We start from the raw sequence: 13,284 nt of genomic DNA, 5'->3' as shown, positions 1-13,284 counted from the left end.
ATACGTGCGCCTAACGTCATGCTTTTGCTGTTCCCCCCTTTGGAAAAGGGGGGCAGGGGGGATTTGCTTCTAACGCGAAGGCTTCAACGATTCTTGAAATCGCCCGCCTTCGGCAGCGCCAGCGGAATCGCGTTCGCGTCGCAATCGCCCTTCGCGCACAGCGCGGTGCGCAGCTTCGGCATGCTCTGCAGCATGAAGTGATAGATCGTGTTCTGCTCGACGCTGCCGCGCACGGCGTCGCTGCCGGGGCCGCGTGCCCAGATGCCGACGTCGTCGCCGCCGTGGGTCTCGGCGTTGGTCGGCACCAGGGCTTCCTGCATGTAGTCCGGATGTTCGGTGTCGACCTTGCTCAGGTCCGGGCGGCCTTTCTCGGCCATCTGGGTGCCGCTGACGGTGTGCGGGTAGCGGTGCGGGCCTTCGGGCTGCTGCGCGCTGGCGCCGACGTAACCGGGGCCGTTGCTGTAGTTGAGGGTGGTGTAGGGCATGCCGAGCGCGTCGCGGGCGTAGTCGCTCGGGTCGCCTTCTTCGCCGCTGCTGCCGCGCACCTTGCCGAGCATCGGGTTGCCGCGCACCGGGTAGCCGACGAAGCTCAAAGTATGCGAGTGGTCGGCGGTGACCAGGATCAGGGTGTCGTCGGCCGAGGTCGCCTTGTTCGCAGCCTCGACCGCTTCGCTCAGGGCGATGGTGTCGGTCAGGGCGCGGTAGGCATTGCCGAGGTGGTGGGCGTGGTCGATGCGTCCGCCCTCGATCAACAGCACGAAGCCGTTGTCGCCCTTGATCCGCTTGAGGCGTTCGATCGCCGCGGTGGTCATCTCGGCGAGCGAGGGTTCGCCGGCGCCGTCCTGCGGGCGGTCGTGCGAGAACTGCATGTGGTCGGGTTCGAACAGGCCGAACAGCGGCTGGTTCTTCGGCGCCGCGGCGAATTGCTTGGCGTTCCACACATACGTACCGCCGGGGTGGCGCTGTTTCCAGGTCGCGACCAGGTCGCGGCCGTCGAGGCGCTGGCCGACCTTGTCGTCGTACTCGGGGTCGCGCTGTTCGACGGTCATGAAGTTGCCGCGGCCGCCGCCGAGCAGCACGTCCGGGCCGGTGCCGTAGGGCGATTCGATCATCTGCCGGGCGATGTCGGCGCAGCCTTCGGCCTTGGCCTTCTCCGGCAGGTCCATGTCGTTTTCCCAGTTGCGATCGGCCGAATGGCTGAAGGTCGCACCCGGGGTGGCGTGGGTGACGCGGGTGGTGGTGACCACGCCGGTCGCCAGGCCGCTGCTCGCCGCCAGCTCCCACAGGGTCAGCATCGGTGCCGCCAGCGCGCCGGCGCAATCGCCGCGCACGGCCTGCTGGCCGATGCTGAGCACGCCGGCGCGGGTCTTCACCCCGGTCGCCATCGCGCTCATGGTGCCGGCCGAATCGGGCGTCTGCGAATCGGTGTTGTAGGTCTTGCTGAGCGCAGTCGAGGGGAAGCGTTCCCAGCTCAGGCGGTTCTCTTCGCCGGGCGCGCCCTTGAGCTGGCCGGCGAGGATGCGCGCGGCGGCGACCGTGGTCAGGCTCATGCCGTCGCCGACGAACAGGATCACGTTCTTGGCCTTGCCGCCGCTGGCGCCGCGCTGCGCGGCCTGGGCGGCGCCGTCGCGGTACCACCAAGCCGGCGTCTCGCCTTGCGGGTGTTGGATCGCGGGGACGTCGATGGCGACGGCGTGCGCCGCGGACGCGTCGCTGCGCGTCGGCGCGGCGGCGCAGGCGCTGAGCAGCGCGGGAACGAGAAGGACGGAAGCGGAACGCAGCTTGGACATGGACGGCCGGCTAGGGATGACTAGCCGGCGATTATGCCCCGGGTCTGTGACGGCCATAACGAGCGCGGGCAGATGCCCTGGGGGATCGCCTTTGCCGGTCGTGGCGGTCCGCCTGGAGGCGGGGTTGGCGCGGCGGTTGCGGACGATTGCATCGTGGCTGCCGCGGCGTGGTCGCGGCTTGCGCCGCTCCTACCCTTGAGCGACGCCGGCCCAGGGTAGGAGCGGCGCGAGCCGCGACCGCGACCCTTCGGCGACGACGCTGCTGACCCGCAGGCCGCGCCGACACCGGCCCGCGAAACCGTCTCGATCAGATCGCCATGTCCAGGCGCCGGTCGGCGCGGTGCTCGAGGAAATTCACCACCAACCCCAGCCCGATCACGAACGCGGCGACCACCAGGATCTGGTTGAGCCCGACCTGGCGCAGCACCACGCCGCCGATCAGCGAACCCAGGGCGATGCCGATGTTGTAGCCCGACACGGTCAGGCTGGAAGCGATCTCGGCCGAACCCGGAATCAGCCGGCGCGACACTTCGATGCCGTAGTGCCCCAGCGACGGCGTCGCGCTCATCGCGAACAGGCCGAGCACCAGGATGCCGGCGTACGCCGCCGAGGGCAGGCCGATCAGGAAATAGATCGCCAGGAACAAGGCTGCGATCAGCGCGTAGTTGAAGCCGATCGTGCGCGACACCCCGAAGCGCGCCGCGGCGATGCCGCCGACGTGGTTGCCCAGCACCACGCCGATGCCGAACAGCAACAGCAGCAGGTTGGCGGTGTCCTGGCTGTAGCCGAGCGAATCGATGATGAGCTTGGGCAGATAGGTGTAGGCGATGAAATAACCGCCGAACAGCAACACGATCTTCATCAGCGCCGACAACACCCGCGGGTTGGAGATCACCTCGACGAAACCGACCGGCTGCGCGTCGATTTCGCGGGCGCTCGCACGCGCAGGAATCCAGCGCCACATCGCCGCCGCGGCGATGAAATAGCTGGCGCCGAGCAACCAGAACGTCGCCTGCCAGTGGTAGTGGTCGCTGACGAATCCCATGACCGGAATGCTCAACACGATGGCGATGGTCAGGCCGGACACCACCTGGGACATGCCCTCGATGGTCGAGCGCGGGCTGAGTTTTCCGGCCAGCGGCATCGCCAGCGAGAAGAACAGGCCGTGGTTGGCGCCGAGCAGCAGCCGCGCGAGCAGCAGCAGGCCGAAGTGTTCGCTGGCCGAAGCGAGCACGGTCAGCACGCCGGCCAGGGCCATCGACACCGCCAGGGTCAGGCGGGCGTCGTAACGCTGCAGCAAGCGGGTCAGCACCGGCGCGCCGATGGTCACGCCGATGGCGTAGATCGCGACCAGCCAGCCGAGTTCGTCGCTGCTGCGGTGCAGCTGATGACTCAACGACGGAATCAGCCCGACCGTGCCGAATTCGGCCGAGCCGAGCGCGAAGGCGCCGAGCAGGAGAGAGAACAGGGGTTTATTCATGGGGCGGGAATCTGGAATCGAGAATGGGAAGCGCAAGACAGGAGCGGAAGCGGGATGAGATGGCGGATGCTCGCGAAGCCGCTCCAACGATTCTCTAATCCCGATGCCCCATTCCCGGCGGCTTACAAATGGCTGCCGCCGCTGGCGTCGAGCGTGGTGCCGGTGAGCCAGCGGCCCTCGTGCGAGGCGACGAAGGCTACCGCATCGGCGATGTCCTCCGGTTGGCCGACCCGCTGGATCGCCTGGCTCTGCAAAATCGCGGTACGGCCGGCGTCTTCCTGCAGGAAGGTGTTCATGACCGTTTCGATGGCGCCGGGGGAGACGTTGTTGACGGTGATGCCGCGCGCGGCGAACTCGGGCGCGAGCTGCAGGGTCAGGGTTTCGAGCGCTCCCTTGCTGGCGGCGTAGGCGGCCAGGCCCGGGGTGGCGACGCGGGTCGACAACGAGGAGATGTTGACGATGCGGCCGCCTTCGTTGAGGCGCGGCGCGGCCTGCTGGATGGCGAAGAACACGCCTTTGACGTTGACGTCGAACAAACGGTCGAACTGCGCTTCGGTGGTGTCGGCGGGCGTGGCGACCACGGCGACGCCGGCGTTGTTGACCAGGATGTCGAGGCCGGGCCGGCCGGTGGCGTCGAGCAGGAACGCATCGAGTGCGACGTAGGCCTGGGCGATCGACCCGACCGAGCCGAGGTCGGCGCCGATGGCGACCGACTGCACGCCCACGGCGCGGATCTCGGCGGTCACCGCTTCGGCCTCGTCGCGCGAGGCGCCGTAGTTGATCGCGACGTGGGCGCCGTCGCGGGCCAGGCGCAGGGCGATGGCGCGGCCGATGCCGCGGCTGGCGCCGGTCACGAAAGCGGTCTTGCCGTGCAGGGGTTTGCTGGAAAGCGTGCTCATGTCGGGTGTCCGGAGGGGGAGGGACGGCTGGGGAGGGACGATCGGGGAAGACGATGTGTTATTCTGTTGTTCCGATATTCGGAACAATGGAAACCATAGCAGCAGGCCTCGGCTTGTTGCAAGCTGTCGCCATGAGACCCCTGCATCACCCCGCCATCGACGACATCGAGATGACCAGCGTGCTGTATGCGCTGGCCGATCCGGTGCGCCTGGGCATCGTGCGCTCGCTGAGCCGCGACCATCCGGTGTCCTGCGTCGGCGCCTGCATCGACGAAGCGCTGCCGCGCGCGACCTTGTCGCGGCACTTCGACGTGCTGCGTTCGGCCGGCCTGGTCAACACGGTCAAATCCGGAACGCAGTATCTCAACACCCTGCGCTGCGACGATCTGGAGCGACGCTTCCCCGGCTTGTTGCGGGCGATCCTGGCCGGCGCCGGCGGCGCGCAGCCGGGCAAGAAAACACCGCCCAAGGCTTCGGCCAAGCCACCCGCGAAAGCGCCTGCGCGCGTACGCCGCAACGAAGCCGCGCGCACGCCGCCGGCGAAGGCGCGTGCATGAAAGCGCGGACTGCGTCGCGGTGTTTTGCCGAAGCGGTCGCTCTTCATGAAATTTCGTTGCCGGCTTATGCGCTAGGGTTTGCCGGCGGCGTATCGAACCTGTTTATGGTGTGCCGCTCGCTCCGCGCCGGGCTGGTCCGGCCGGAGTCTTCCGACGAATCTTCTGGATAGTCCGTCATGACCGCCTTGCTCTCCGCGTGGTTCCGCATTCCGTTCTGGCAGCGCGTGGTCGGCGGCTTCGTGCTCGGCGCGCTCGCCGGCTGGGCCTTCGGGCCCGCGGCCGAAACCTGGTTCGGCCCGCTCGGCGATCTCTACGTCACCCTGATCAAGATGATCGCGGTGCCGCTGGTGTTCTTCGCGGTCATCAACGCGGTGGCCTCGCTGCACGGGCAGAAGTCGATCGCCGCGCTCGGCGGGCGCACCTTCCTGTGGTTCGCGGTCACCGCGATCCTCGCCGTCGGCATCGGCCTGGCGGTCGGCACCGTGCTCCAGCCCGGCAGCGGCGTGATGGGGCTGGCGATCGACAGCGGCTACAAGCCGCGCGACGTGCCCAGCGTGACCAAGGTGCTGCTCGACGTCGTGCCGAGCAATCCGTTCTACGCCCTGACCGGTATCGGCACGACCAAGAACGCGGCCGGCGAGACCGTGCTCGCGGCCGGCAAGGGCTCGATCCTGCCGGTGATCTTCTTCGCCGGCCTGCTCGGCTTCGCCATGGTCAAGCTCGGCGAAAAAGTCGCCGGAGTGCGCAAGCTGGTCGGCGAGACCAGCGACCTGATGATCCAGGTCACCCGCTTCGTGCTCGAAGTCACCCCGATCGGCACCTTCGGCCTGATCGCCGCCCTGGTCGGCGCCTACGGCTTCGAGAAGTTGCTGCCGCTCGGCAATTTCGTGTTCGCCCTGTACCTGGCCTGCGCCCTGCACATCGTCGTGGTCTACAGCGGCCTGCTGCTCGCGCACGGGCTGAACCCGTTGAAGTTCTTCCGCGGCGCCGCGCCCGGCATGCAGGTGGCGTTCGTGAGTTCGTCGAGCTTCGCGGCGATGCCGGTGGCGATGCGTTCGATCACCCACAACCTCGGCGTCAATAAAGACTATGCGGCGTTCGCCTCGCCGCTCGGCGCCAGCATCAAGATGGACGGCTGCGGCGCGATCTATCCGGCCCTGTGCGCGGTGTTCATCGCCCAATACACCGGCACGCCGCTGACCGCCGACCAGTACTTCATCGTCATGATCGCTTCGGTGCTCGGCAGCTTCGGCACCGCCGGCGTGCCCGGCACGGCGGTCATCATGGCCACCGTGGTGCTCAGCGCCGCCGGCCTGCCGCTGGAGACCATCGGCTATCTGTATGCGATCGACCGCGTGCTCGACATGATGCGGACCATGACCAACGTGACCGGGCAGATGCTGGTGCCGGTGCTGGTGGCCAAGGAGACCGGTCTGCTCGACAAGGCGGTCTACGACGCGGCGCCGACCAATGTCGGGATCGAGGAAGAAAGCAAAGCCTGAGCGAGGACGAAGGCCATGCAGGTTGCGAGGCGTCGATGTAAGCGAACAGGCGGAACGGCGGCGCGATGGCCGTTCCTGCTGTTGGTCCCGGGCCTGAGCCTGCTGCTGGCGGCGTGCGCGACGCGCCCGAGCCCGAGCCCGCCCGAGGCCGAAGAGGCCGGCCGCAGCGGCCAGGTCGGCGTGCGTTCGATCGACAAGCTGATGCCGGCCAGCGAGCGCATGCAGCTGGCCGACAACGAAACCTTCCAGATGCCGCTGGCCGAGTACGGCAATCCCAGCCCGCTGTATCCACCGGTGCTGCTGGCCCAGCGCCTGCCGCCGCAGACCATCTGCCTGCGCGTGGCCATCGGCGAGGACGGCAAGGTCATGGACAGCCAGCCGATCGACGATGCCGCCAGCGGTTGCCCGCGCCCGGCCCAGACCGATCCGCGCTTCGTCGAAGCTGCGCGCAATGCGGTGGCGCAATGGCGTTTCGACCCGGCGTTCCGCTGCGTCTATCCCGGTGCTCGCCCGATCGACGAGCAGGGTTGCGTCAGCGGCCGCGAAGAAGCCGTGGCGGTCAGCCTGGCCTTCAGCTTCGTGTTCGAGCAGGAAGACGGCAAAGGCTCGGTACGGGTCGGCGGATAGCCGGCGCGTTAGTCGGGCGGATCGAAGATACTGGTGCGCTTCGCCAACGCAACGCGCGCTCTGGCTTCGATCGGGTGCGGCCAACAAGGACCAAGGATGTCGGTGGAAATCGTCTCGTGCCCGATGACGGCGCGCGAGCTGCAAGTCCTGGCCAAGTTCGGCAAACGCGCGCCTGGCCCGGGTTGGGCGTCGCGCCTGCGCTCGCCCAGGGCGATCGCCGTGCTAGTCGCCGCCGCGGGCCTCGTGCTGGTGGGTCTATGGCGAGGACCGGCCTGGTGGCTGCATGCGCTGGGCGCCGGTTCCGGCTGGCGCTTTCAAGCGTGGTCGCTCGCGCTTGCGGTGCTGGCCTGCATGGCGGTCCGGCAGTCCTGGAGCAAACGCAAGGCTGCGCTCGGCAACCGCGAGCGGCTGTTCGGTGCGTACTGGGCCGACCTGGCGTTGGGGGCGGTCGACGAGGAACGTTATGAGTTCGAGGACGCGCTGTGCCTGCTCGAACCCGAGAGCAGCGGCCGAATCCATCTGCTCAAGATCGATGCCGCACGTTGCCTGGTGGTGTTCGACCGCGAATCAAGCGTCTGGCGCGAACGCGGCGGCGACCTCTCAGGCAGCGCGATGCGGCCGGCGCGTGCCGCGGTGTTGCGCCGCGCGCCGCGTTCGGGCCTGGTGCTCTCCATCGAGTTCGCCGGCCCGGCATTCGACAAAACGCCGACCGGGGCATTCGGTCGCGAGGTCCCGCCGTGGAGCCTGAGCAGCCGTGTTTGGGAGGTGCGCTGGGACGAGCTGACGCGGCGGATCGGCGACGCCTGAGCGCGCTGCGCTCAGATCCGTCCCGCTCAAGTCCGCTCGGCTTAAATCCGCCCCGCTTAAATCCGCGAAAACTTCCACGACTGCATGCGCCCGTCGCGGTACGGCATCACCCCGTGGAAGGGGCGGGGGTCGGCGTCGAACACCAGCGGCAGGAATTCGCGGTCGCCTTCCCACATCGGCAACTCGTGCAGGCGCTCGATCGGCACCCAGTCCAGCGTGCCTTCGGGGTTGCTCGCGAACGGCGTGCCGTCGAAGGCGGTGATGGTGAACACGAAGCCCAGCCAGTCTTCGCCGTGCTTGCCGAAGCCGGGCCAGCTGATGGTGCCGCGCAGGTTCATCGCGGTGCAGTCGATCCCGGCTTCTTCGAAGATCTCGCGACGCATGCCGGCGACCACGTCCTCGTCGGCTTCGAGTTTGCCGCCCAGGCCGTTGTACTTGCCCAGCTGATGGTCGTCGGGGCGCGCGTTGCGGTGGACCATCAGGACTTGGCGGCCATCGGGCGAAATCACGTAGCCCAGGGTGGCCACGATAGGCGTGTACGGCATCGGCGGGGGATCTGCAGAACAGGAGCGGGGCCGCATAGTGTCGGCGATTCGTCCCGCAACGACCAGCGCCGCCGATCCCCCTACGTGACTTTCGACCCGTATCGGCGGGCCCGTCCCGGGTTAGGGTGCCGGAGCCTCCGGCGCGTCGCATCCAGCGGTCCCGCGACGGCCGACGGACTCATTCGACAGGACAGGGAGATTCCCATGCGCAAGCGTCACCTCTGCGTGCTGCTGGCCGGTCTGACCACGATCACGACCGCCGCGTTCGCCACTGCGCACGCGGCCGAGAGCGATCGCTGGCAGTTGCCGGTCGCAGTCAAGAAACTCGACAACGGATTGACCGTGGTCGTCTCGCAGGACCACAGCTCGCCGACCGTCGGCGTCAGCGTGGTCTATCACGTCGGCATGCGGCTGGAGCCCAAGAACCGCACCGGCTTCGCCCACCTGTTCGAGCACCTGATGTTCCAGGGTACGCCGGTCGCGCCCAAGGGCGTGTTCGACCAGGTCATCAGCGGCGGCGGCGGGCGCAACAACGGTTCCACCCGCGCCGACTTCACCAACTACATCGAAGTCGCGCCGGTCTCGGCCCTCGACCGCATCCTGTGGCTCGAAGCCGACCGCATGAAGACCCTCGACTTCAATCCGACCACGCTGAAGAACCAGCAGGACGTGGTCAAGGAAGAAATCCGGGTCAACGTGAAGAACCAGCCCTACGGCGGCTTCATGTGGATCGACATCGGCCAGCACGCGTTCCAGAAGTGGGAGAACAACCACGACGGCTACGGCAGCTTCCAGGACCTGGAGAACGCCAGCCTCGAAGACGTGCGCTCTTTCCATCGCGATTACTACGGCCCCAACAACGCCGTGCTCGGCATCGCCGGCGACATCAGCCCGGAAGACGCGTTCAAGCTCGCCGACAAGTATTTCGGCGCGATCCCGGGCCGTCCGACCCCGCCGCCGCCGGATTTCGCAGAAGGCCTCAACACGAAAGAAAAGCGCATCGAACAGACCGACGCGCTGGCCCAGGTGCCGGCGATCGCTGCGGCCTGGAAGATGCCGACCCGCGGCAGCCGCGACCACGCGCCGATGGCGGTGCTCGGCAGCCTGCTCGCCGGCGACGAGGCCTCGCGTCTGTACCAGGGGCTGGTGAAGCAGCGCCAGATCGCGCTCAACATCGACGCGCTGTACGGCCTGACCGACCCCTGGACCTATAACGGCCCGACTCTGTTCACCCTGTTCGCGCTGTACAAGCCCGACACCAATGCCGATGCGGTGCTCGCCGCGATCGACGAGGAAGTGGCGAAGGTCGCCCGCGACGGCGTCGACGCGGCCACTCTGAAGCGGGTCAAGACCCATATGCTCGCCGATTGGTACAACGGCCTGGAAAGCTACATCGAACGCGCCGACACCGTCGCGCGCATGCAGACCTTGTGGGGCGATGCGAACGTGGTCAACAAGATCCCCGGCTGGATCGAAGGGGTGACCTCGGCCGACCTGCAGCGCGTCGCCAAGACCTATCTGACCCGCGCCAACCGCACCGTGATCGACCGCAAGCCGGTCGCGATGGCGACGCCGGCCGCGAAGCCCGCCGCGGCCGCGCCGTCGGCGGCGAACTGAGGAGGAGACGACATGAGAATCCACAACAATCTGCTCGCGCTGTCGACCTCGTTGGCCCTGGTCTGCGCGGTCGGTACCGCCGTCGCCGGCCCCGCCGCCAAGCTGCCCAAGCAACTGCCGCCGCTGGCCGCCGACAAGGCCCTGCCGGTGCCGCAGATCGCCCAGAAGACCCTCGCCAACGGCCTGCAAGTCTGGGTGGTGCCGCGCAAAGGGCTGCCGCGCGTCGACTATGCACTCGCCGTGCGCAGCGCCGGCTATGCCAGCGACGGCCCCGATGCCTCGGGTTTTGCTTCCCTGTATGCCGGCCTGTTGACCCAGGGCACGGCCAAGCGCGACGCCAAGGCGATCGCCGAGGCCGCGCAGGGCTACGGCGGCGCGATCGGCGCCAATGCGCTCAACGACGGCGTGCTGCTCAGCGCCAATGCCCTGCCGTCGCAGGCCGAGCCGATGATGCGGCTGTTGTCGGAAGTGGCGCAGCAGGCGACCTTCCCCGATGCCGAGGTCAAGCTCGCCCAGGCCAACGCCCTGCAAGGCCTGAAGGTGTCGCAGGCGCAGCCGAGCTTCAAGGCCACGCGCGCGCTGCTGAAGGCGACCTACGGCGATCATCCCTATGCGCGCAGCCAGCCCACCGAAGCGGCGATCGGCGCGGTCACCGCCGACAAGGTGCGGGCCGAACACCTGCGTCGTTTCCGTCCGGACCGTGCGTTGCTGATCGTCACCGGCCGGATCGGCGCGGAGGAGGGCTTCAAGCTCGCCGAAGCCGCCTTCGGCCAATGGAAGGCCAGCGGCGAAGCCATCGCCGACGCCGTTCCGGCGCGCGCCAGCGCCGACCCGCAGCGCATCTTCGTGCAGCGCGACGGCAGCGTGCAGTCGGCGGTGCGCCTGGGGCGTCCGGCGATCGCCGCGACCGATACCGACTACCTGCCGGCGCAGTTGGCCGGGATCGTGCTCGGCGGCGGTTTCAGCAGCCGTTTGATGCAGAACCTGCGCGAGGAGAAGGGCTATACCTACGGTGCGCGCGGTGGCCTCAACGCTTTGCGCGACGGCGGCAGCATCCAGGCCTCGGCCGATGTCCGCAACGAGGTCACCGGCGCGGCGATCGGCGAATTCATCTACGAATTCGGCCGCCTCAACGACTACCCGGTGCCGGCGCAGGAGCTCGAAGACACCAAGCGTTACGTCGCCGGCGGCTATTTGATCGGCAACCAGTTGCAGAGCTCGGTCGCGGCCTCGCTGGCCAGCAACTGGTTGTACGGCCTGCCGCCGGAATTCCTCGGCGAGTACGTGCCGAAGATCCGCGCGATCAGCGCCGAGCAGGTCCAGGCGATGGCGAAGAAGTACTACGCCTCCAAGGACCAGTCGATCGTCGTGGTCGGCGACTATAAGGCCGTCGAAGGCCAGCTCAAGGAATACGGCGAGTTCACGCTGGAGAAGTAAGCCCCGGCGATCGTCGCAAACACGAAGCCCCGGCCGTCGATGGCCGGGGCTTCGTCGTTTCTGCAAGGTGTCGCGCCGATGCCGATGTCGAAGCGGCGGCGCTCAGTTCTCGCCGAACCACTTCAGCACCACGCCGGCCGCGAGGCCGGCGAAGAGCAGCCCGACCACGCCGTACAACAGGCCGGTGACGAATAGGCCGTAGCCGCCTGGAAACGCGCCGACGATGGCGCCGGTCAGCAGCGAATACGCCCCGTACAGGGGAATGAAGATCAGCCGAGCCAGCCACGCACCGCGCTCGCGGCGCTGGTCGCGCTCGACCGGGCTGCCGGTGGCGGCCCAACGCACCGCCATGCGCGCCAGCACGACCGGCGCGAACAGCAGCGCGACCGCTTCCAGCGCTTTGTAGCCGAGGACCAGACCGACCGCGAGCATGCCGCCGCCGATCAGCAGGGCGGTGTCGTCGCCGGGCGCGCCGAAGCGGGCGAGGCCGGCGCCGATCAGGAACGCGACGACGAAGACGCCGAAGCCATAGAACACTTGTTTCATGCCGGGCCTGTCTGGTGGGTGCGGGCAAAAGGCGCCGAGCCGATCGGCCGGCATGGGCAGCGGTGGAACGGCGATCGCCGCCGTCGTCGTCGTGCGAAGCAGGTGCGGTCCCTCCCCGGAGCGGATGCGCGGAGCATCGCCTTGCCGGCGCCGGGTTTCAAGCTCCCGCCGCTGCGGTGCCTCGCGCATAATCGGCGCCTCGCCACGGAGCACCTCATGCCCCCCGCCAACCCTGCCGTCTCGCCGGTGCGTCTGCTCGCCTTCGCCGGCAGCCTGCGCTCGGGCTCCTACAACCGCCGCCTGATCCCGGTGCTGGTCGAAGGCGCGCGTGCCGCCGGCGCCGAAGTGACCCTGATCGAGCTGCGCGACTACCCCTTGCCGATCTACGACGGCGACATCGAAGCCGAGGCCATGCCCGAACAGGCGCGCCGCCTGCAGGCCTTGCTGGCCGAACACGACGGCCTGCTGATCAGCACGCCCGAGTACAACGGCTCGATGCCGGCGCTGGTCAAGAACACCCTCGACTGGATCTCGCGCCCGCTCGCCGACGGTCGTTCCGGCACCGCGCTGTTCGCCGACAAGGTCGCCGGCATCGTCTCGGCCTCGCCGGGCCCGCTCGGCGGATTACGCTCGCTGCTGGTGCTGCGCGACGCCCTGGCCAAGCTGGGTTTGATCGTGGTGCCGCAGCAGGTCGCGGTCGGCCAGGCCGCCGACAAGCTCAGCGATTTCGGCCAATTGAACGACGAGCGCCAGCGCGATGCCGTGCATCGCGTCGGTGCCGCCGTGGTGCGCCATCTCAAGGTTTACCAGGGAGCTCCGGCATGAAAGGCCAGCAACGCGAATTGAACCTGCGCTTCCTGGCGCAGCCGACCGACGTCAACTACGGCGGCAAGGTCCACGGCGGCATGGTGATGAAGTGGATCGACCAGGCCGGTTACGCCGCCGCGGTCGGCTGGAGCGGCAAGTACAGCGTGACCGTCGCCGTCGGCGGCATCCGTTTCGTCGCCCCGATTCGGATCAGCGACCTGGTCACCGTGCACACCAAGCTGATCCACACCGGCACCAGCAGCATGCACTTCGCAGTCGACGTGAAGGCCCGCGACCCGGGCCTGGACGACGGCGAGCCCGAAGAACGCCTGTGCACCCATTGCGTGATCGTGTTCGTCGCCATGGACCAGGTCGAAGGCAAGCCGACCCCGGTGCCCTCGTGGACCCCGGTCACCGAGGACGACAAGCGCCTGGCCGAGTACGCGCTCAAGGTGATGGAGTTGAGCAAGGGGATCGAGGCGACGGTGGAGCGGTATGTGCACGAGGGGTGAGGGTTGTTGCTTCCTTCGATATACGGTTGCTGTGTGCCCAAAGTAGGAGCGGCGTAGGCCGCGACCAAGGGACGCGCAGAGGTAACAACGCCGATGTCATTCACCGAAGCGGCGTGCGTTCGCGAGGAGTAGGAGCGGCGCAAGCCGCGACCGCGCAG

General features: G+C 68.1%; 13 protein-coding genes. 8 read left to right on the top strand and 5 right to left on the bottom strand.

From position 1 onward, the window contains the following. Positions 1-83: 83 nt before the first annotated feature. The 3 genes from ACTOWK_RS10660 to ACTOWK_RS10650 form a co-directional block, all read right to left on the bottom strand. Positions 84-1,790 (bottom strand): alkaline phosphatase, encoded by a 1,707-nt coding sequence (locus ACTOWK_RS10660; RefSeq protein ID WP_441330146.1) that lies wholly within the window; start codon positions 1,788-1,790, stop codon positions 84-86. Positions 1,791-2,097: 307 nt separating this feature from the next. Further along, a complete protein-coding gene (locus ACTOWK_RS10655; protein ID WP_441330145.1) occupies positions 2,098-3,270 on the bottom strand; it encodes an MFS transporter in 1,173 nt (390 codons plus the stop codon). Positions 3,271-3,392: 122 nt separating this feature from the next. Further along, positions 3,393-4,169 carry an SDR family oxidoreductase gene (locus ACTOWK_RS10650; protein ID WP_441330144.1) on the bottom strand — a complete coding sequence of 259 codons (777 nt, stop codon included), beginning with the start codon at positions 4,167-4,169 and terminating at the stop codon, positions 3,393-3,395. A 131-nt stretch (positions 4,170-4,300) separates the two neighbouring features. Between ACTOWK_RS10650 and ACTOWK_RS10645 the strand changes: the two genes are divergently transcribed. From ACTOWK_RS10645 to ACTOWK_RS10630, 4 genes are all read left to right on the top strand, one after another. Continuing rightward, a complete protein-coding gene (locus tag ACTOWK_RS10645) occupies positions 4,301-4,726 on the top strand; it encodes an ArsR/SmtB family transcription factor (protein WP_441330143.1) in 426 nt (141 codons plus the stop codon). 176 nt (positions 4,727-4,902) lie between these two features. Continuing rightward, on the top strand, positions 4,903-6,228 hold the full coding sequence (locus ACTOWK_RS10640) for a dicarboxylate/amino acid:cation symporter (protein WP_441330142.1): 1,326 nt from the start codon (positions 4,903-4,905) through the stop codon (positions 6,226-6,228). Positions 6,229-6,309: 81 nt separating this feature from the next. Then, positions 6,310-6,855, top strand: a complete 546-nt coding sequence (locus ACTOWK_RS10635; RefSeq protein ID WP_441330141.1) for a hypothetical protein — start codon at positions 6,310-6,312, stop codon at positions 6,853-6,855. Positions 6,856-6,951: 96 nt separating this feature from the next. Next, positions 6,952-7,662, top strand: coding sequence for a hypothetical protein (locus ACTOWK_RS10630; protein ID WP_441330236.1), 711 nt, complete (start codon positions 6,952-6,954; stop codon positions 7,660-7,662). A 56-nt stretch (positions 7,663-7,718) separates the two neighbouring features. Here the strand turns inward: ACTOWK_RS10630 and ACTOWK_RS10625 are convergent, their stop codons facing one another. After that, complete coding sequence (locus ACTOWK_RS10625) at positions 7,719-8,207, bottom strand: NUDIX hydrolase (protein ID WP_441330140.1); 489 nt, start codon at positions 8,205-8,207, stop codon at positions 7,719-7,721. 204 nt (positions 8,208-8,411) lie between these two features. Here ACTOWK_RS10625 and ACTOWK_RS10620 point away from each other — a divergent pair, with 204 nt between their 5' ends. Continuing rightward, positions 8,412-9,824, top strand: a complete 1,413-nt coding sequence (locus ACTOWK_RS10620) for a M16 family metallopeptidase (protein ID WP_441330139.1) — start codon at positions 8,412-8,414, stop codon at positions 9,822-9,824. 12 nt (positions 9,825-9,836) lie between these two features. After that, positions 9,837-11,261: a M16 family metallopeptidase gene (locus ACTOWK_RS10615; RefSeq protein ID WP_441330138.1), complete on the top strand. Its 1,425-nt coding sequence runs from the start codon at positions 9,837-9,839 to the stop codon at positions 11,259-11,261. Between the two features lie 102 nt (positions 11,262-11,363). Here the strand turns inward: ACTOWK_RS10615 and ACTOWK_RS10610 are convergent, their stop codons facing one another. Continuing rightward, entirely contained in the window at positions 11,364-11,996 is a 633-nt protein-coding gene (locus ACTOWK_RS10610) for a hypothetical protein (RefSeq protein WP_441330137.1), read from the bottom strand. Positions 11,997-12,023: 27 nt separating this feature from the next. Here ACTOWK_RS10610 and ACTOWK_RS10605 point away from each other — a divergent pair, with 27 nt between their 5' ends. After that, positions 12,024-12,632 carry an NADPH-dependent FMN reductase gene (locus tag ACTOWK_RS10605; protein WP_441330136.1) on the top strand — a complete coding sequence of 203 codons (609 nt, stop codon included), beginning with the start codon at positions 12,024-12,026 and terminating at the stop codon, positions 12,630-12,632. Then, a complete protein-coding gene (locus ACTOWK_RS10600) occupies positions 12,629-13,126 on the top strand; it encodes an acyl-CoA thioesterase (protein WP_031372917.1) in 498 nt (165 codons plus the stop codon). Before ACTOWK_RS10605 ends, ACTOWK_RS10600 begins: the two co-directional genes overlap by 4 nt. Positions 13,127-13,284: the final 158 nt, after the last annotated feature.

The organism is Lysobacter sp. CA196, assembly GCF_052078695.1.
Classification (GTDB): Bacteria; Pseudomonadota; Gammaproteobacteria; order Xanthomonadales; family Xanthomonadaceae; genus Lysobacter.
Note: the sequence above shows the minus strand (reverse complement) of the source record. Positions and strands in the feature narration are given on the sequence as shown.

Excerpts from the sequence above, each read along its gene's own strand:
- ACTOWK_RS10660 (WP_441330146.1), bottom strand. The coding sequence starts at position 1,790 with ATGTCCAAGCTGCGTTCCGCTTCCGTCCTTCTCGTTCCCGCGCTGCTC.
- ACTOWK_RS10655 (WP_441330145.1), bottom strand. The coding sequence starts at position 3,270 with ATGAATAAACCCCTGTTCTCTCTCCTGCTCGGCGCCTTCGCGCTCGGC.
- ACTOWK_RS10650 (WP_441330144.1), bottom strand. The coding sequence starts at position 4,169 with ATGAGCACGCTTTCCAGCAAACCCCTGCACGGCAAGACCGCTTTCGTG.
- ACTOWK_RS10645 (WP_441330143.1), top strand. The coding sequence starts at position 4,301 with ATGAGACCCCTGCATCACCCCGCCATCGACGACATCGAGATGACCAGC.
- ACTOWK_RS10640 (WP_441330142.1), top strand. The coding sequence starts at position 4,903 with ATGACCGCCTTGCTCTCCGCGTGGTTCCGCATTCCGTTCTGGCAGCGC.
- ACTOWK_RS10630 (WP_441330236.1), top strand. The coding sequence starts at position 6,952 with ATGTCGGTGGAAATCGTCTCGTGCCCGATGACGGCGCGCGAGCTGCAA.
- ACTOWK_RS10625 (WP_441330140.1), bottom strand. The coding sequence starts at position 8,207 with ATGCCGTACACGCCTATCGTGGCCACCCTGGGCTACGTGATTTCGCCC.
- ACTOWK_RS10620 (WP_441330139.1), top strand. The coding sequence starts at position 8,412 with ATGCGCAAGCGTCACCTCTGCGTGCTGCTGGCCGGTCTGACCACGATC.
- ACTOWK_RS10615 (WP_441330138.1), top strand. The coding sequence starts at position 9,837 with ATGAGAATCCACAACAATCTGCTCGCGCTGTCGACCTCGTTGGCCCTG.
- ACTOWK_RS10610 (WP_441330137.1), bottom strand. The coding sequence starts at position 11,996 with ATGCGCGAGGCACCGCAGCGGCGGGAGCTTGAAACCCGGCGCCGGCAA.
- ACTOWK_RS10605 (WP_441330136.1), top strand. The coding sequence starts at position 12,024 with ATGCCCCCCGCCAACCCTGCCGTCTCGCCGGTGCGTCTGCTCGCCTTC.
- ACTOWK_RS10600 (WP_031372917.1), top strand. The coding sequence starts at position 12,629 with ATGAAAGGCCAGCAACGCGAATTGAACCTGCGCTTCCTGGCGCAGCCG.